At 74.7% G+C, this 17406-nt stretch carries 14 protein-coding genes; 6 read left to right on the top strand and 8 right to left on the bottom strand.

Annotated elements, in window-relative coordinates:
- The first annotated feature begins 214 nt into the window (after nucleotides 1-214).
- Nucleotides 215-2083, top strand: a complete 1869-nt coding sequence (locus AC3CHW_RS12590) for an MFS transporter (protein ID WP_488470508.1) — start codon at nucleotides 215-217, stop codon at nucleotides 2081-2083.
- Nucleotides 2084-2150: 67 nt separating this feature from the next.
- Here the strand turns inward: AC3CHW_RS12590 and AC3CHW_RS12585 are convergent, their stop codons facing one another.
- The 3 genes from AC3CHW_RS12585 to AC3CHW_RS12575 form a co-directional block, all read right to left on the bottom strand.
- Nucleotides 2151-3332, bottom strand: coding sequence for a 4-hydroxybenzoate 3-monooxygenase (locus tag AC3CHW_RS12585; RefSeq protein WP_488470507.1), 1182 nt, complete (start codon nucleotides 3330-3332; stop codon nucleotides 2151-2153).
- 195 nt (nucleotides 3333-3527) lie between these two features.
- A complete protein-coding gene (locus AC3CHW_RS12580) occupies nucleotides 3528-4817 on the bottom strand; it encodes a glycosyltransferase (protein ID WP_488470506.1) in 1290 nt (429 codons plus the stop codon).
- Between the two features lie 7 nt (nucleotides 4818-4824).
- Nucleotides 4825-5598: a MerR family transcriptional regulator gene (locus tag AC3CHW_RS12575; protein WP_398609734.1), complete on the bottom strand. Its 774-nt coding sequence runs from the start codon at nucleotides 5596-5598 to the stop codon at nucleotides 4825-4827.
- A 256-nt stretch (nucleotides 5599-5854) separates the two neighbouring features.
- Between AC3CHW_RS12575 and AC3CHW_RS12570 the strand changes: the two genes are divergently transcribed.
- Nucleotides 5855-6286: an OsmC family protein gene (locus AC3CHW_RS12570; protein WP_187060457.1), complete on the top strand. Its 432-nt coding sequence runs from the start codon at nucleotides 5855-5857 to the stop codon at nucleotides 6284-6286.
- Nucleotides 6287-6462: 176 nt separating this feature from the next.
- Here AC3CHW_RS12570 and recQ read toward each other — a convergent pair whose 3' ends face one another.
- The 4 genes from recQ to AC3CHW_RS12550 form a co-directional block, all read right to left on the bottom strand.
- Nucleotides 6463-8790, bottom strand: coding sequence for a DNA helicase RecQ (gene recQ / locus AC3CHW_RS12565; RefSeq protein WP_488470505.1), 2328 nt, complete (start codon nucleotides 8788-8790; stop codon nucleotides 6463-6465).
- A gap of 158 nt (nucleotides 8791-8948) precedes the next feature.
- Nucleotides 8949-10130 carry a trypsin-like serine peptidase gene (locus AC3CHW_RS12560; protein ID WP_488470504.1) on the bottom strand — a complete coding sequence of 394 codons (1182 nt, stop codon included), beginning with the start codon at nucleotides 10128-10130 and terminating at the stop codon, nucleotides 8949-8951.
- Nucleotides 10131-10449: 319 nt separating this feature from the next.
- Nucleotides 10450-11322, bottom strand: a complete 873-nt coding sequence (locus AC3CHW_RS12555) for a class I SAM-dependent methyltransferase (RefSeq protein ID WP_488470503.1) — start codon at nucleotides 11320-11322, stop codon at nucleotides 10450-10452.
- 474 nt (nucleotides 11323-11796) lie between these two features.
- Nucleotides 11797-12219: an arsenate reductase ArsC gene (locus AC3CHW_RS12550; RefSeq protein ID WP_398609737.1), complete on the bottom strand. Its 423-nt coding sequence runs from the start codon at nucleotides 12217-12219 to the stop codon at nucleotides 11797-11799.
- A gap of 200 nt (nucleotides 12220-12419) precedes the next feature.
- On the opposite strand from AC3CHW_RS12550, the gene AC3CHW_RS12545 reads away from it, so the two are divergent.
- On the top strand, nucleotides 12420-12728 hold the full coding sequence (locus AC3CHW_RS12545) for an ArsR/SmtB family transcription factor (RefSeq protein WP_176163624.1): 309 nt from the start codon (nucleotides 12420-12422) through the stop codon (nucleotides 12726-12728).
- Nucleotides 12725-13840 (top strand): ACR3 family arsenite efflux transporter, encoded by a 1116-nt coding sequence (gene arsB / locus AC3CHW_RS12540; protein ID WP_488470502.1) that lies wholly within the window; start codon nucleotides 12725-12727, stop codon nucleotides 13838-13840. The genes AC3CHW_RS12545 and arsB overlap by 4 nt, the downstream gene beginning before the upstream one ends.
- Nucleotides 13841-14020: 180 nt before the next feature.
- Here arsB and AC3CHW_RS12535 read toward each other — a convergent pair whose 3' ends face one another.
- On the bottom strand, nucleotides 14021-15130 hold the full coding sequence (locus tag AC3CHW_RS12535) for a methyltransferase domain-containing protein (protein WP_488470501.1): 1110 nt from the start codon (nucleotides 15128-15130) through the stop codon (nucleotides 14021-14023).
- Between the two features lie 505 nt (nucleotides 15131-15635).
- Between AC3CHW_RS12535 and AC3CHW_RS12530 the strand changes: the two genes are divergently transcribed.
- Together AC3CHW_RS12530 and AC3CHW_RS12525 are read left to right on the top strand one after the other, a co-directional pair.
- On the top strand, nucleotides 15636-16535 hold the full coding sequence (locus tag AC3CHW_RS12530) for a hypothetical protein (protein ID WP_488470500.1): 900 nt from the start codon (nucleotides 15636-15638) through the stop codon (nucleotides 16533-16535).
- Entirely contained in the window at nucleotides 16532-17392 is an 861-nt protein-coding gene (locus AC3CHW_RS12525) for a sacsin N-terminal ATP-binding-like domain-containing protein (protein ID WP_488470499.1), read from the top strand. Before AC3CHW_RS12530 ends, AC3CHW_RS12525 begins: the two co-directional genes overlap by 4 nt.
- Nucleotides 17393-17406: the final 14 nt, after the last annotated feature.

The following is a 17406-nucleotide window of genomic DNA, read 5'->3' as shown; positions in this document are numbered from 1 at the left end:
GCACAGCCGGACGGTGAAGAGTTGGCGAATGCCGAGGTCACGCGCAGATCGGGAAAGAGCAGGGGGTGCGGTCGTGCTAGCGTCGCCACGGTCCGACCGGGCCTGTCATCGCACGCGCCCCATCGCGGACCAGCGCGAGACCATCGGGTGGCAGACCAGCCCGAAGAGCGCTGAAGATGGGGGATGACCCTCGGGGCAGACGGGGAGAGCTGCAGTGACCACCGTTGATCCGGCGCGGACGGACCAGGAAGACGCGAGCGCCACGGGGCTGATACGCGTACCCGCACAGCGGCGGTCGGGGGAGGGCGAGGGCGGCTCGGTCGACACCCGGGAGCGGCCAGGCATGCTTCGCCGAATCGCCCTCGCGCTCTGGCATCCCGTTCCCGCCGCGCTGATCTTCGCCGGCCTGCTGCACCTGGTGTGGGTGCTGGTGGTGGCCAACAGCGGCGGTGACATGGCCGCGCAGGACGCGTGGGCCGAGTTCGCCCTCCAGCACCCCGGCTCGGCGTACAACCTGGCCTGGTACGGGGGCATGCACCCCGTCTCGTACAGCGTGATCTCGCCCTATCTGATGGCCGTGCTCGGGGTCCGCACCACGATGGTGATAGCGGGCACGCTCTCCGCGGGGCTCGTGGCGCTGCTCCTGGTGCGCAGCCGCGCGGTGCGCAAGCCGATGGTGCCCGCGCTGTACGCGGCGTTCGCGCTGGTCTGCAACGCGATATCGGGGCGCGTGACGTTCGGGCTCGGCACGATGTTCGGGCTCGCGGCGCTCGCCGTGATCTTCGCCTGGCCGACCCGGTGGCGCTCCACGCGGGCCCTGCACCGGGTCCTTCGCTGGCTGCTGGCCGCGCTGCTGGCGGGCCTGGCGACCATGGGCAGCCCGGTGGCCGGCCTGTTCGTGGGCATCGTGGCGGCGGCCCTGTGGCTGACCAAGCGGCGCTGGGCGGCGTACGCGCTCGGGGTCACGCCCACCATCGTGGTGGCCCTGTCCTCGTGGCTGTTCCCGTTCTCCGGCGAGCAGCCGATGACCTTCCCGTCGACGATCCTGCCGCTGCTGTCCGGCATCGGCGCCGTCGTGTTCTGCCCGAAGAGCTGGCGCACGGTGCGCTTCGTCGGCGGCCTGTACACGCTCGCCGTCCTCCTCACCTGGCTGATCCCCTCGCAGATCGGCAGCAACATCACCCGGCTCGGCATGCTGTTCGGCGGCGTGGTGCTGATCGCCGCGCTGTCGGAGTACACCCGGCCCCGCCGCGCGGAGCTGCTGCGCGCCGGCCGGCAGTGGACGGCGCTGGTGACCGCGCTGGTGGCCCTCACCGTGTGGCAGGGCTGGAAGTCGGGTGACGACATCGTCAACACGACCCCGTCCGCCGCCTGGGCCCGCGAGCTGGCACCCATGCTGGACCAGCTCAAGCAGGTCAAGGCCAAGGAGCAGGGCCGGGTCGAGGTCGTGCCGGCCAAGAGCCACCGCGAGTCCTCGGCCCTGCTGCGCTACGTCAACCTGGCCCGCGGCTGGAACCGCCAGGCCGACCTGGAGCGCAACCCGATCTTCTACGACGACACGCTCACCCCGCACAGCTACCGCGCCTGGCTGAACCGCTGGGCCGTGCACTACGTCGTCCTGCCCACCGGCAAGGTGGACACCGCCGGTGAGAAGGAGGCGGAGCTGATCTTCGACGGGCTGCCGTACCTGGAGGAGATCTGGTCCAACGCGAGCTGGAAGCTGTTCAAGGTCGAGGACCCGACGCCGGTCGCCGAGCCGCCCGGCAAGCTGGTGAGCGCGGAGCCCGACCAGCTCACCCTCACCGTCAAGGAGCCGGGCCCGGTCCTCATCCGCGTCCCGTACTCGCCCTGGCTCGGCCTCGTGGACCGCAAGGGCGACCGCATCAAGGCGCCCAGGTCCGACGTCGACGGCGGCGCGCCGGTCAACCTCAACGGCTGCCTGACCAAGCGCGTCGTGGAGGCCAAGGACGGGCAGCCGGAGGACGAGTGGACGGTGCTGCACGCGCCGCACGCCGGGACGTACCGGATCGGCGCGCCCTACCAGTTCCCGCGCGGCACGCCCTGCCCCGACAACATGGAGTAGGGGCCCCGCCCGAGCCCCGGCCGCACGCGGGCCGGGGCGGTGGACGGCGTAGGGCGAGCGGGCGGTCTCAGTTCAGACCGGTGAGGAACTCGCCGAAGAGTCGGCCGGCGGTCTCCGATTCGAAGAGGCGTTCGAACTCGGCGCGCGCCAGGCGGCGCCGGAACGCGCCCCGGTAGGAGGCGTCCCCGGCGTCGTGCACGAGGTCGGTGACCCACGCGGTGTACGCCTGGTAGTTCCACACGTGCCTCAGGCAGGTCGCGGAGTACGCCTCAAGGAGGCTCGCGTCCCGCTCCGTGAGCCACGCCAGGAGGGCCGTGGCGAGGACGCCTGCGTCGTGCAGGGCCAGGTTCATGCCCTTGCCGCCCGTGGGCGGCACGATGTGCGCGGCGTCGCCGAGCAGGAACAGGCGGCCGTGACGCATCGGCTCGTGGACGACGCTCCGCAGCGGCACCAACGTCTTGCTGGTGATCGGCCCTCGCGCGGCGACCGGCTCCCCGAAGCGCGCCTCGATCTCCCCCCAGACCCGATCGTCCGGCCACTCCTCGACGACGGTGTCCAGCGGGCACTGGAGGTAGCAGCGGCTCGCCCCCGGGCCGCGCGGGAACTGGCTGGCGAAGCCCCGGTCGTGGATCGCCATCGTGGTCTGACGGCTGGCGGGGGCATCGGCCAGTACGGACAGCCAGGCGTATCCAAAGTCCCGGGAGTAGCTGGTCAGCGCCCCGGCGGGGACGCTGGTCCGGCTGACGCCGTGCTCGCCGTCGCAGCCGGCGACGACGTCACAGCCGATGGTGCGGGTCACGCCCGCGCCGTTCCGGTAGCGCACGCGCGGCCGGGGGCCGGCGATGTCCGCCAGCTCCACGCCCTCGGCCTCGAAGCGCAGGGCGCCGCCGTCGCTGACGAACACGTCGATGAGGTTGCGTACGAGCACCTGCTGGGGGCACAGGCGGCCGTCGGCGTGGCCGTCGGTCGCGTACCGGAAGGGCCGTGGCTCGCCGTCGACGCGGAAGTGCAGCACCGGTTCCAGGGGGACGCCGCCGACGACCCGGTCGGCCAGGCCCCACGCGCGGAACATGCGCACGGCTCGCGAGTCGACGACCCCGGCGCGCTGCCGCCGCTCGACGTACGCGCGGTCGCGCCGCTCCAGTACGACGCAGTCGACGCCGCCGCGCAGCAGGAAGGTGCCGAGCGTGAGGCCGGCGACGCCCGCGCCCACGATCACGACGGTGGTGTTCTCCTCCGGCACGGACATGGCCGCTGCTCCTTGGTTCCGGGGACCTGGGCGAGCCGCTGGCGCGCTCGCCGCCGCGCGGCGGCGGTCGCCGGAGGCGGCCCGCCCCGCGCCCTCGGCGACACATTCTTCAGCGGGCGGCCGACGGGGAGAAGGGCGCGCCACCCGGCCGGGGCGCGCCACCCGGCCGGGGCCCGCCCCTCCGTGCCCCGCCCGCTACCCGCCCGCCGCCGCGAGCGCGCCCACCGCGCGGAGCACCGCCCCCGCCCCGTCCTCCGTGGCCATCGCGCGCGCGAGCCGCTCCGCGCCGGAGCGCAGCGCCGGTTCCCGTACGGCCGTCGTGATCGCCGCCGCGAGGCGCTCCGCCGTCAGCTCCGCGAACGGGATCGCGGGCGTGGCCGCGCCGCTGGCCGTCAGGCGTCGGGCCCAGAACGGCTGGTCGGCCAGGACCGGCACCGGCACCGTCGGCACGCCGGCGCGGGCCGCCGCCGCGGCGGTGCCGGCCCCCGCGTGCTGGACCACGGCCGCCACGTGCGGGAAGAGCAGCGTGTGCGGCACCTCCCCGACGGTCAGCACGTCGTCGCCGTGCGCGGCCAGGCCCGCCCAGCCCGCCTGCACCACGCCCCGCACGCCGGCGTCGCGCAGCGCCCGCGCGGCCAGCTCGCTCAGCCGCTCGCCGGCGCCGCCGCCCATGCTGCCGAAGCCGACGAACACCGGCGGCGGGCCGGCCGCGAGGAAGTCCGCGAGTTCGGCGGGGAGCGCGGCGTCGGCGGGCAGGTGCGGCCACCAGTTGCCGGTGACCTCAAGCCCCGTCCGCCAGTCCCGTGGCCGGGGCACCAGCGCCTGGCTGAACCCGTGCAGCACGGGCCACCGGGCCGCCTCCCGGGCCCCGCGCACCGCGCGCGCCTCGGCCGCCGGCAGCCCGAGCCGGCGCCGCAGGTCGCGGGCGGCGTCCGCGTGGACGCGGTCCACGACGCGCAGCGCGAGCCGCCCCGTGGCGCGGTTGCCCCACCGGCCCAGCGACCGGGTGCCGCCGACGACCGGTGGGAAGTCCCCGGTGGGCGCGGTCGGCTGGAGGTACAGGCCCAGGCTCGGCGCCTCCAGCGCCTCGGCGATGTGCCAGCCGAGCGGGGCGGTGGTGGTGGACAGGAGCAGCAGGTCGGTGCCGGGCTCCGCGGCGTCGGCCATGCCCTGCCCGAGCCGCCCGACGAAGGCGGACGCGGTCCGCAACAGCGCCCGCCGCCCCCGTGGCGCCGAGCCCCCACCGCCGCTCACGCCCTCGCCTCCGCCCGTGCCCCCAGCCCCGCCCGTGCCCTCGCGTGCGTCCCCGCCGCGCGGGTCGGCCGGCAGCGGGCGGAAGGCCAGGCCGGCGTCGGCCGCCGCGCGCGCGTACGGCTCGTGCGTGGCGAGCGTGACCTCGTGACCGGCCGCGCGCAGCCTGGCGCCGACGCCGGTGTACGGGACGACGTCGCCGCGCGAGCCGGCGGCCATGATCAGGATCCTCATCGCCGCGTCACCCCCGCCGGCGCCCGGCGCCCGCCCGCACCGCCGCGTGCAGGAACTCGGCGAGCCCGGGCCGCTGCTCGGCCGGCGGCACGACCAGCGCGAACGCGCGGGCGTCGGCCAGGTAGTCGTCGGCGATGCGGCAGTGCATCTCGGGCGGGCACGGCGCGAACCACCGCGCGATGTGCTGGCGGTGCTCCTCGGCCAGCTCCAGCGCCAGTTCCCCGTCGGGCGCCACGCCCTGGTCGAACGCGTCGAGCAGCCGCTTCCGCCACTCGGCCGCCTCCGCCATCAGTTGCCGCCAGTCCTCCTTGGTGTGCTCGGCGGCGCGGGCCATCGCCTGCTGGTATCCCTCGCTCGCGCCCCACTTCAGGTGCGCCTCGGTGGCGTAACTCAGGTCGAACGCCACCTCCCCGAACACCTCGAAGCGCTCGCGCGGGGAGAGCTGGACGCCCGTGCGCCGCACCTCCATGGCCCGCTCGGCGACCTCGACCAGCCGCCGCAACGCGGCGATCTGCGCGGTGAGTTCGCGGTGCCGGGTGCGGAGCGCGTCCAGCGCGTTGGCCTGCGGGTCGCGCAGTATGGCGGCGATCTCGTCGAGGGGGAAGCCGAGTTCGCGGTAGAAGAGGATCTGTTGGAGGCGGGCCAGGTCGGCGTCGCCGTAGAGCCGGTAGCCGGCCGGACTGCGCTCGCTCGGCGTCAGCAGCCCCGCCTTGTCGTAGTGGTGCAGGGTGCGCACCGTGACCCCCGCGAAGCCGGCGACCTGCCCGACTGAATAGCTCATGGTGGTGACCTCCCGTTCGGGAAAAGCCTGGAGCCTGACGCGAGGTGAGGGTCAACCGGGCCCCGAACCCGCCCCCTCCGGGCCACGCGCCCACCGGCCCGGCCCCCGCCCCGTCACGCGCGCGTCACCCGGGCGCGGGAACGCCGTACGCCAGGCGTTGCCCGATCGCCGGCCGGAGCAACCCCGCCCGACACCGTCGCGCCCCTAAGCTGAGCAGCGCACACCGCTTTTACGCTGAGAACCCGGGAGCACCCGCATGGCAACGACGCGCACCGCCCAGACGCACTGGGAAGGCAACCTGCTGGAGGGCAAGGGCACCGTCGCCCTGGACTCCTCCAAGCTCGGCACGTACGACGTGAGCTGGCCCTCCCGCGCGGAGGAGCCGGCCGGCCGCACCAGCCCCGAGGAACTGATCGCGGCGGCGCACTCCTCCTGCTACTCGATGGCCTTCTCGCACGGCCTCGCCGGCAAGGGCTTCACCGTCGAGTCGGTGGACACCCGGGCCGACGTCACCTTCCAGCCGGGCGAGGGCATCACGGGCATCGTGCTGACCGTCAAGGCCCGCGTGCCCGGCCTGTCCGAGGAGGACTTCCAGGCCGCGGCGGCGGACGCCAAGGCCAACTGCCCGGTCAGCCAGGCGCTGGCCGGCGTCAAGAACATCACGCTCCAGGCCGAACTGCTGGCCTGACGCACCCCGCGGCCCCGGGCGCGCCACGCGCCCCCGGCCGCCGGCCCGCGCACCACGACCCGGCCGGGCCCGGCCGCCGCCCTCGACAGGGGCGGCACCCACCGGGCCCGGCCGGGTCGCGTCGGACACCGCCCCGGCCGGCCCCGGACCGGACCCGCGCCGGGCGCTCGGGCCCGTTACGCGCCCTCGTCCCAGAACGGGGGCTCCGGCTCGGGCTCCTCGTCCGGCCAGTCGTAGAGCGATGTGGCCGCCGCCGCGCGGGGCCCGGCGCCACTCCCGCTCGGGCCGGTGGCCGGGCCGCTCGCCCGCGCGCCCGCCGCCTGGCCGCCGCGCGGAGCCGCCGCGCGCGCGGGCTGGGCCGGCGCCCCGGCGCCTGACCCGGCCCCCGCCCCGGCGCCGCCACCGGTGCTGTCACCAGCGCCGCTGTCAGCGCCGCCACCAGCACCGCCGTCGGCCGGGAGGGTGCCGTCGGCACGCAGCTCGGCCAGCACGTCGAGGATCGGCTGCCCGTACTTGGCCAGCTTGTTCTCGCCGACGCCGGAGATCGCGCCCAGCTCGCCGAGCGTGCTCGGGGCGCTCGCGGCGATCTCCTGCAACGTCGCGTTCTGGAAGATCACGTACGCCGGGACGCCCTGTTCCTTCGCGATCGCCGTCCGCCAGGTTCGCAGCCGCTCGAAGACCGGCACCAACGGCTCCGGCAGGTCCACCGCCGCCGCCCGCCGCGAGCCGCCGCCACCGCCCTTGGCCTCGGCCCTGGGCGCGCGCTTGGCCGGCTCCGGGTCGCGCCGCAGCGGCACCTTGCGCTGGCCGCTCAGCACCTCGCCGCTGGTGTCGGTGAGCACCAGCGTGCCGTACTCACCCTCGACCGCCAGCAGCCGCTGGGCCAGCAACTGCCGTGCCACGCCCCGCCATTCGGACTCGCGCAGGTCGGCGCCGATGCCGAAGACCGACAGCGCGTCGTGGTCGTGCTGGATCACCTTGGCGGTCTTCTTGCCGAGCAGGATGTCCACGATCTGCCCCACGCCGAACTTCTGGCGCCGCTCGCGTTGCAACCGCACGATCGTGGACAGGAACTTCTGCGCGGCGACCGTGCCGTCCCAGGAGTCGGGCGGGGTCAGGCAGGTGTCGCAGTTGCCGCACGGCGTGGACTTCTGCCCGAAGTAGGCCAGCAGGTGCACCCGGCGGCACTCGACCGTCTCGCACAGCGCGAGCATCGCGTCCAGGTGGCTGCCGAGCCGGCGCCGGTGGGCGGCGTCGCCCTCGGAGCCGTCGATCATCTTCCGCTGCTGGACCACGTCCTGGTACCCGTAGGCGAGCCAGGCCGTGGACGGCAGCCCGTCGCGCCCGGCGCGGCCGGTCTCCTGGTAGTAGCCCTCGACGGACTTGGGCAGGTCGAGGTGGGCGACGAACCGCACGTCCGGCTTGTCGATGCCCATCCCGAACGCGATGGTGGCGACCATGACCACGCCGTCCTCGCGCAGGAACCTGGCCTGGTTGGCGGCGCGCACCCGGGAGTCGAGCCCCGCGTGGTACGGCAGCGCGTCGATGCCGCTGCGCACCAGGAAGTCGGCGGTCTTCTCGACCGAGCCGCGCGAGAGGCAGTAGACGATGCCCGCGTCGCCCGGGTGCTCGCTCCGCAGCAGCGCGAGGAGCTGCTTCTTCGGCTCGTTCTTCGGCGCGATGCGGTACTGGATGTTGGGCCGGTCGAAGCTGGCGACGAAGTGCCGGGCGTCCTTGAGGTTCAGCCGTACGGCGATCTCCTCGTGGGTGGCCTCGGTGGCCGTCGCGGTGAGCGCGATGCGCGGCACCGTGGGCCAGCGCTCGTGCAGGGCGGACAGGGCCAGGTAGTCGGGCCGGAAGTCGTGGCCCCACTGGGCGACGCAGTGCGCCTCGTCGATCGCGAACAGCGAGATCTGGCCACGGTCGAGCAGCCGCAGCGTGGACTCCGTACGCAGCCGCTCGGGGGCCAGGTAGAGCAGGTCGATCTCGCCGGCGAGGAACGACGCCTCGACCACCTGCCGCTCCTCGAAGTCCTGCGTGGAGTTGAGGAAGCCGGCGCGCACGCCGAGCGCGCGCAGCGCGTCGACCTGGTCCTGCATGAGGGCGATCAGCGGCGAGATGACGACGCCGACGCCGCCGCGCACGAGCGCGGGGATCTGGTAGCACAGCGACTTGCCGCCACCGGTCGGCATCAGCACGAGCGCGTCGCCGCCGCCGACGACGTGCTCGATGATCTCCTCCTGTGGGCCGCGGAAGGCGTCGTAACCGAAGACCCGGCGCAGCGTGCGGACCGCCGCCGACTCGTCCCCGCCGCCCCCCGCGCCCGCGGTCCCGGCTGTGGTGCGATCCGCGTCCGCCTGCCCCGCGGCCGGCGCGGCGGCGGCACTCGCGGGGCCGCCGGGGCCGCCGGACGGGCCGGCCGCCCCGGGGGCGTCGGTCGCGTCGAGGGCCTCGGACGCCGCGGGGACGTCGCCGAGGTCGTGATCGAGGGGAGGGGGAGTCATTCGGCAATTCTATGGGGGCCGCAACGCCCCGCACGGGCCGTTCCCGGCAGGGGAGATCATCGGGCCGACCCCGGCCCGCTGGCGCACGCCCGGCGTACGGGCCACGCCCCCGCGTACGCCGGGCCGACCGGGGAGCCAGCGCGGCCCGTGAGCCCGGTTCAGCGCTCGGCGAACCGCTGGCTGACCGCGTCGAAGACCTCCCGCGCCGCGCCGCCGAGGTGCGGGCCGGCGAGCCAGGTGTGCGCGGTGGAACCTATCGCGCTGTTGGAGACGAGCATGGTGACCCCGTCCCGGCTCACGAACCAGCCGCCGCCGGAGGCCCCACCGGTCATCGTGCAGCCGACGCGGTACAGGGCGGGCGCGCCACCCGCGGCGGCCAGGCGCCCGGGCGGGCCGACGCAGCGGAACATCCGCGCCCCGTCGTACGGTGGCGCCGCCGGGTAGCCGTACGCGCTGACCCCGCTGATCCGCCCGGCGGGCGGCGCCCCGAACCAGATCGGGATCGCCGCGCCCACCGTCTCCTCCAGCGAGGCCCCGCCCCGTTTGGGCCGCACGTGCAACACGGCGAAGTCGTACGCCGAACCTCGCTCGTCCCCCGTGCCGCCGTACCGCAGCCACCCGTCCGAGGTCTGCGACCAGTCGGCCCACCACACGCCGTACGGGCTGACCTCCGCCGGCGGCGCGTCGGCCAGCCGCTCGGCGGGGTGGCCCCGGTCGTTGTACGCGGGCACGAACACGATGTTGCGCATCCAGGTCCCCCGCGCCCCGCCGTGCACGCAGTGGCCGGCGGTCCACACCAGGTTGGAGGCGCCCGGGTGCGCCGGGTCGCGCACCACGGTGCCCGAGCAGACCGTGGGCCCCTCCGGCCGGTCGAAGAAGACCTTGCCGACCGGCGCCATGTTCCGGTGGTACGGGCGCGGCACCTGGCGCGCCGGCACCGGCTCCGGTATCCGGTCGGTGCCGCCCCGGGCGCCGCCGGCGGTCGCGTGCGGGGGCTGCCGCGCCCGGGCCATCCGGTCGGGCTGCCACAGGTCGTCGGCCGGGGGCCGCGCGAACGCGCCCCCACGGGAGTCGCCGCCCCCGCCGTCCCCGCCGTCCCCGCCTCGTCCGTCCTCGTCCCGCCCGTCGCCGTCGCGGCCCGCCCCGTCGCGCCCGGGCTTGGCGCCGTCGGGCGACGCCCGGTCGGGACCCGGTGGCGGTTGCGGGGCGTCGCCGGGGGACCGCTGGCCCGGGGTGGCCGACGGGGCGCCGGCCCGGTCCTCACCGCCGACCGCGCAGGCGCCGAGCGCCAGCGCGCACGCCGCCACCGCCGCGACGACCACGGCCCGTACCGATCGCATGCCCCGGCCCCCGTTCCCTCGGTACGGCGCCCGCCGCGCCCGGCCCGCTTCCGATCCTGCCCACTCGCCCGCCGCCCCGCACCACACGCCAACCCGCTGCCGCGGTTTGGCGGATTGGCGACTTGGCGAGTGGGCGCTTCGGGGCGGGCCGGCGGCTCTCATCGGAGGGCTGGCGGGTTGGGCGGGCTGTCGGTTTGAGCCAGGTGGGGGCGGCGGGTGGGGCGAGTTGGGGGCGGCGGGTTGGCGGGTCGGCCGTACGGAACGCCCGCCGGCCCGCAGACCCGTCAGCCCGCCGTCCCGCCCGCTCGCCCTCCCGGTCCTAGACCCAGGCCCGCATCACGTGGCCGCCCGTCTCCCGCAGCGCATCGGCCGCCGCGCTGTCCGGCGCGTACCGCCGGGCCAGCTCGCTGAACGACGCGTCCGCCGTCTGCGCGAAGCCCCAGGAGCGGAGGCGGTCGGCGAGTTCGGCGGGGACGAAGGAGCTGTGGAAGGGCTCGCCCTGCTGCGCGGCCCACTCCGCCCGCCGCTCGTGCAGGGCGCGCTGCTCGGGGGAGAGGGCGCTCGCGGGCTCGCCGTAGTCGAAGACGACCTCGGTGCCGGCCGGCAGGGACGCGATGAAGCCGAACGTGGCGGCGACCGCCTCGGCCGTCAGGTACGGCACGACGCCCAGGCACATGAAGAACGCCGGCCGCCCGGCGTCGAACCCGGCCGCCGTAAGCCCCTCGGCGAGGTTGGACTCCTCGAAGTCGATCGGGGCGAACGTCAGCGCGTCGGGCACCGCGATCCCAGCCTCCAGCAGTTGCCGGCGCTTCCACTCGTGCGTGGCCGGGTGGTCGACCTCGAAGACCCGCACGCCGGAGGCCGCGTGCGGATTGCGGTACCCGAACGTGTCGAGCCCGGCCCCGAGCACGACGACCTGCCGCACGGCCCGCTCGCGCACCGCGTCGGCCAACGCGTCCTCGGCACAGCGCGAGCGCGCGGCCACGCTCACCCGCAGCGGCTCGCGCCCGGGCTCGAAGGCCACGGCACACAGCGGGTCGTCGGCGTAGTCCCCCAGGATCGCCACCGCGAACGGATCGGCGAAGACGACCCCGCCGTCCAACTCCTGATGCGCCGCCCGCAACGCGGCGGCACCCCGAGCGGTGAGACTCGGCTGCCCAACCTGCATGAAGTCCTCCCACGTGGTGGTCACCGGAAAACCCCTCGTGGCAGCGGCCGGTACGCGGCTGCCACGACGTCATCAGACCAGATCACCGCGGACCCGGGCGACGGTTAGGGGTCCGAACGCCCAGGACAGGGGCGGGCGTTGGATGGGGGGTAGGGGCGGGGGTGTGGGCTCGCTGGCCGCTGCGGCGCCGGGCGAGGGTCCGCTGGCCGCTGCGGCGCCCGGGGCGAGGGTCGCTCGCGGCCCGCCGTACGGACGCACCGCTCGGCGCGTCGTCGTAAGCACCCCCGTAAGCACCCCCGTACGCATCGCCCGACGCGGTGGCGGGTGCGCGGGCCGCCGCCGGGGGAATCCGGGCCGCCCGGGGCGGGTTGGAGCCCAGGACGGATCGTCACCAGCCTGGTGACCAGCGCCGCACGGGAGGGCCGACGACCACCTTGGTGACGACGCCGACGACGCGGCGAGCCGGCGGGTGACCGGGGCCCCGCGTGGCCGCCCCGGTTAACCCCGCCCCTGGGCCGGCCCAGGGGCGATCTCCGCTATCAGGTCCTCGACCAGGACCCTGATCGCGTCCCGGATCGGGCGGACGGCCTCGATGCCCTGGCCGGCCGGGTCGTCCAGCGTCCAGTCCAGGTAGCGCTTGCCGGGGAAGACCGGGCAGGCGTCGCCGCAGCCCATCGTGACGCAGACGTCGGAGGCTCGGACCGCGTCCACGGTCAGCACCTTCGGGGTTTCGGCGGAGATGTCGACGCCCACCTCGCGCATGGCCTCGACGGCGGCGGGGTGCACGGCCGCGCCGGGGCGCGAGCCGGCCGAGCGGACCTCCACCCGGTCTCCGGCCAGGTGGGTCAGCCAGGCGGCGGCCATCTGCGACCGGCCGGCGTTGTGCACGCAGACGAACAGGACGGAGGGCTTGACGGGCATGGCGCTCTCTTTCTGGACTCGCGACGGCACGCGAGCGACGACGGGCGTGGCGGATGTCGTGGGTGTTGTGGGGGCGTGGGTGTCGTGGGTGTGTCGTGGGCGTGGTGGACGACGGCGCCCGGCGGCCTCGGTGTCCCGCTGCCGCGAGGAGTCAACGACGGCGATGGCATCAGCGGCCACTGATGTGAAAGTATCAGCCCATGATGACGTCAGTCGACACTGATCTGATGCGGGTGCTGGCCGATCCGCTCAGGCTGCGGATCGTGACCCTCCTGGCCCGCGAGACGCTGTGCACGACGCACCTGGTGGCGGAGACCGGGGCGCGGCAGACGAACCTCTCCAACCACCTGCGCGTGCTGCGCGAGGCGGGGGTGGTGGACACCGAGCCGTGTGGCCGGTTCACCTACTACCGGCTGCGCCCCGAGTGCCTCACCCAGCTCGCGGGTCAGTTCGCCGAGCTGGCCGAATCCGCCCGTACCGCCGCCGACAACAAGCGAGCCTGCCCGTGAACCGCGCCGAACCCGTCGACGTCGCCCCGCCAGCCGGTCAGGAGACCTCGGTCGTCGCCAGGCTCTCCACTCTCGACCGCTTCCTGGCGGTGTGGATCGTGCTGGCCATGGCCCTCGGGCTGGGGCTCGGGCGGGCGATCCCGGGGTTGGACGACGCGCTCGCCAAGGTCGAGATCGGCGGCGTCTCACTGCCGATCGCCGTGGGCCTGTTGGTCATGATGTACCCGGTCCTGGCCAAGGTCCGCTACGACAAGCTGGACGCGGTCACCGGCGACCGGCGGCTGATGGCCTCCTCGCTGGTGATCAACTGGCTCGTGGGGCCCGCGGTCATGTTCGCGCTGGCCTGGATCTTCCTGCCCGACCTGCCCGAGTACCGGACCGGCCTGATCATCGTCGGCCTCGCCCGCTGCATCGCCATGGTCATCATCTGGAACGACCTGGCCTGCGGCGACCGGGAGGCCGCCGCCGTGCTGGTCGCCCTGAACTCCGTCTTCCAGGTCATCGCCTTCGGCCTGCTGGGCTGGCTCTACCTGGACCTGCTGCCGGGCTGGCTCGGCCTGGGCGACGGCGAGCACCTCGACATCTCCCTGTGGAAGATCGCCCTGAACGTGCTGGTCTTCCTCGGCGTCCCGCTGCTCGCCGGCTTCCTCACCCGCCACCTGGGCGAGCGGCGGATGGGGCGCGAGTCGTACGAGTCCCGCGTACTGCCCGCGATCGGGCCGTGGGCGCTGTACGGGCTGCTGTTCACGATCGTGATCCTCTTCGCCCTCCAGGGGAAGACGATCACTTCCCAGCCGCTGGACGTGGCCCGGATCGCGGTGCCGCTGCTGGTGTACTTCGCGCTCATGTGGGCCGGCAGCTTCCTGCTCGGCAAGGCGATCGGGCTGGCGTACGACCGGACCGTGACGCTGGCGTTCACCGCCGCCGGCAACAACTTCGAACTCGCCATCGCCGTCGCCATCGCGACCTTCGGCGTCACCTCGGGCCAGGCCCTGTCCGGCGTCGTCGGCCCGCTGATCGAGGTGCCCGTCCTGATCGGCCTGGTGTACGTCTCCCTCGCCTGGCGGGCGAAGTTCGCCCCCACGGCGCGGGTCACGGTGGCCGAACGCTGACGCGACCGGACGTCGACGTGGCTGGCCGCCGACGCGACCGGACGTCGACGCGACCGTACGCCGACGCGACCGTACGCCGACGCGACCGGATGCCGATGCGGTGCGCCCCGGCCGCGCCTGGCCCGGCCGCCGGGGACGGTCGCCCCGGGGCCGGGCCGGCTGCCCGCGCGGACCCGGGCGTCAGCGAGGCGCCTCCGCCTCCTCGGTTCCGCCCGCACCGTCGGTTCCGCCCGCCCCGCCCGCCCCTTCGGGCTCGCCGCCTCCGGCGCCCGGTGCGCCGCCGGGATCGGGGACGGTGGACGGACAGGGGGCGAACGCGCCGCGGTGCACCGTCTTGTCGCCTGTGACGTCGAAGTGCGCGGCGAAGCGGGTCCGGCCGAGCATGTCGGCGGTGTTGCCGCACACCGGGGTCGGCCGGCCCGTGGCGAACCGGTGCCGGTCGTCGAGGTCGAAGGCGTGCGGGTGCCCCTCCAGCGTGCCGCGGTAGACGGCCGTCTGGCCGTAGTCCTCGCAGCCGTCCTCCAGGGGCAGCTTGAACGCCCGCACCGTGAGCGCGGAGAAGTTCACGTACCCGATCTTGCGCGCGATCTCCGGGTGCGAGACGGGCGCCGGGCAGCGGTCGATCACCCGCACGTCGGCGCAGCCCGAACGGGCCATGAGGCGGCGGAAGTCCCGCTCGTACAGCGCGCCGCTGAGGCACTCGCCGAGCAGTTCCGGGTCCTCCATGAGCGACGCGGGGATGCGCCGGTCGGCGAAGATCTCGCAGAAGTGCAACTCGCCGCCGGGCCGCAGCACGCGGAAGATCTCCTCGAACATGCGCGGCTTGCACGGGGAGAGGTTGACCACGCGGTTGGCGACCACCACGTCCACGGAGCCGTCCGCGATGCCCGCCGTGCTGAGGTCCTCCAGGTAGCCGTTGCGGAAGTCGACGTTGGCGTAGCCGAACCGCCCGGCGTGGTGGCCCAGGTGCCGGCGGGCCACCTCCAGTTGGTCCTCCGCCACGTCCACCCCGATGACCCGCCCGGTGGGACCGGTGAGTTGGGCCAGCACGTAGGCGTCGCGCCCGCTCCCGCACCCCAGGTCGAGCACCGTGGCACCGGCGAGGGCCGCGGGGATCGGTGAGCCGCGCCCGTGGAACCGGTCCACCACCTCCCCGTGCACCCGCCGCAGGGCCGCCGCGACGTGCGGCGGGGGCGGCGCCGTGCGGCAGCCGGGGGCTGGCTGGCCCGCGGGGGACGGAGGGTTCCCGCCGCCGCACTCCTGGACGTACGCGGCCGTGGTGGTCGACATGGCTCTCCTCGAACGCGGCAGCGGCCCCTGCCTGGTGGACGGGGCCCGACGATCCGTACGTGACGACACTTTTACGCTCCGTACGCACCTGAGGGCGTGACGACGGATCGGGGAGGCCGCGGGGCCCCGCCGAGCGTTGACCGTCGCCGCGGCGCGGAGACCTCCGCCTCACACCCCATCGGCGCGCCCCTATGTTGACAGGTGTCGAATAAGCCCGCCTAGCGGACCGATCACCTCGTCCCCGGGCAAGGGGACAACCAGCCACTTGGCCGCGCCGAGCGGCCCGCCGCCGCCACCCGGCCCGGCTCGCCCCACCACCGCACGCCGCCGCCGCACGCCGCCGCCGCACGCCGGCGTCGCGCACCGGCGCCGGAGGCCACCGCCCTGACCGGGTGGTGACCCTGTCAGGGGTCGTGGAGGAGGTGTGAAGGTCGGGAGCTATCGTCTGCACGTCAGCCACGTCCGGGCTGGCCTGAAGCGGGCGAACGGGAGGGGCGGGGCGTCGATGGGGAAGAAGATCGAGGAACTCGGCGTACAGGTCGACGAACTGGCGTTGTCGCTGGTCGGATGGCAGGTCGAGGACGTACGGGCGCGGCTCGTGACGGAGAGCTTCGACGGCACGCACTTCCAGGAGATCGTCGTGTCGGGCACGGCCCGCTTCCTGCGGGAGGACTGGACCGACCGCTTCTCGGCGGACGAGGACGACGACTACCCGCCCACGCTGCTGCTCGGGCTGAGCCCGGTGGAACGGCCCGACGCGGTCAGCTACACGTACGCCCTGCTGGAGACGGTCAAGAAGGCCAGCAAGCGGCCGGTGCGGTTCTCCCGGACCAGCAGCACCTGGGAGACCTCCCAGCGCGTCAGGCCCGAGCAGATCGCGCTCCAGGTGACGTCCTTCGACGTCAGCGAGACCGACCTCGACCTGACCTGGCCCGGGCCCAGGAACAAGCCGCTGCCCGTCGAGCTGGTGGACGAGACGGTCCACGAGTCCGCACGGCTCAAGCCCACCACCTGCGACGCCACGATCGTCGGCGCCAAGGACGAGGCGACCCTCCAGGTACGCGTCGGCGGGTTCGCCGAGTTCGGAACGGCCAGGGAACTGCTCACCGACCTCGTCGCCATGGAGTCCTGGCGGGGCGAGGCCCCCGAGGACGAGAGCGACGTCGAGGACGAGTGCCCCTTCGAGGTCCCGCTGCCCGCGCTCGCCGTCGAGGTGCTGGACGACAGCGACTTCCTGCTCGACAAGCGCGAGACCCCGCTGTACGGGCGGGTCCCGGTGGCCGAAGGCGGCACGGTGCCGTCGCGTCAGCCGCGCTGGGTCGTCCAACTCCCGTTCCACCTGGACGACCTGTCCGGCAGACCCACCCGCGTGGTGGTCCGCGTCCTGGACGCGGAGGACCTGTGACCGCCCTGCCGACGGCCGTCGCCGCGCTGCGCGACACCCTCGTACGCGAACACCGGCAGGCGCCCGGACTCTTCCGCGAGATCGCCCGGATGGAAGAGTTGCTCGCCGACACCTACCGGGACCGGGTGCCCTACGAACTGCTCCAGAACTCCGACGATGCCGGCGCCCGCTCCGTGCTCGTCGAGGACCTGGGGGACGGCCGGTTCCGCTGGGGCAACGACGGACGGCCGCTGGACGCGGCGGACGTCGAGGCGCTGTGCCGCAGCGCCAACTCCACCAAGACGCGCGGCGGCGACTCGATCGGCTACCGGGGCATCGGCTTCAAGTCGCTGGCGGCCATCGCCCACCGGATCGACGTCCGGTCGGCGGGCGTGCGCTTCGCGTTCGACCGGACGGCCGCCGCGGCGCTGCTCGGCGAGGGCGACGCGAGCGCGGTGCCGCTGATCCGGATACCCGCCGAGGTGCGCCCCGACGCGCCGGTCGCTGGCGTCACCTTCACCGTCACCTGCCGACGTCCCGACACCACGCCGGCCCCGTCGAGCAGCACGGCGCCCCCGTCGGCCAGCACGGCGACCCCCGGGGCGATCGACCCGCTCAGCGCGCTGTTCCTCCGCAACGTGACGCACATCCGCACGCCCGCGGCGACGGGGCCGTCGTCAGGGACGGGGGCGACGTCCCGGACAGGGACGGCGACGGTGTCCACGACAGGGACGGGGACGGGGACAGAGACAGGTACGGGGACGGGGACAGGTCAGGGAACTCCGACCGCCCCTGGGAGGCTCCCGGGGCGGCGACCGGGGACGGGGGCCAGTGGCTACGTGGAGCGGTTGTCGCGGAGGCGTTCCGTTGCTGGCTGATCGTCGCCTTTGAT

The organism is Streptomyces sp. MGP-BFMKR1 (assembly GCF_057766585.1).
Note: the sequence above shows the minus strand (reverse complement) of the source record. Positions and strands in the feature narration are given on the sequence as shown.

Coding starts and splice junctions, on each gene's coding strand:
- recQ (WP_488470505.1), bottom strand. CDS start 8,790: ATGACTCCCCCTCCCCTCGATCACGACCTCGGCGACGTCCCCGCGGCG.
- AC3CHW_RS12580 (WP_488470506.1), bottom strand. CDS start 4,817: ATGAGGATCCTGATCATGGCCGCCGGCTCGCGCGGCGACGTCGTCCCG.
- AC3CHW_RS12570 (WP_187060457.1), top strand. CDS start 5,855: ATGGCAACGACGCGCACCGCCCAGACGCACTGGGAAGGCAACCTGCTG.
- AC3CHW_RS12550 (WP_398609737.1), bottom strand. CDS start 12,219: ATGCCCGTCAAGCCCTCCGTCCTGTTCGTCTGCGTGCACAACGCCGGC.
- AC3CHW_RS12560 (WP_488470504.1), bottom strand. CDS start 10,130: ATGCGATCGGTACGGGCCGTGGTCGTCGCGGCGGTGGCGGCGTGCGCG.
- AC3CHW_RS12535 (WP_488470501.1), bottom strand. CDS start 15,130: ATGTCGACCACCACGGCCGCGTACGTCCAGGAGTGCGGCGGCGGGAAC.
- AC3CHW_RS12585 (WP_488470507.1), bottom strand. CDS start 3,332: ATGTCCGTGCCGGAGGAGAACACCACCGTCGTGATCGTGGGCGCGGGC.
- AC3CHW_RS12575 (WP_398609734.1), bottom strand. CDS start 5,598: ATGAGCTATTCAGTCGGGCAGGTCGCCGGCTTCGCGGGGGTCACGGTG.
- AC3CHW_RS12545 (WP_176163624.1), top strand. CDS start 12,420: ATGATGACGTCAGTCGACACTGATCTGATGCGGGTGCTGGCCGATCCG.
- AC3CHW_RS12530 (WP_488470500.1), top strand. CDS start 15,636: ATGGGGAAGAAGATCGAGGAACTCGGCGTACAGGTCGACGAACTGGCG.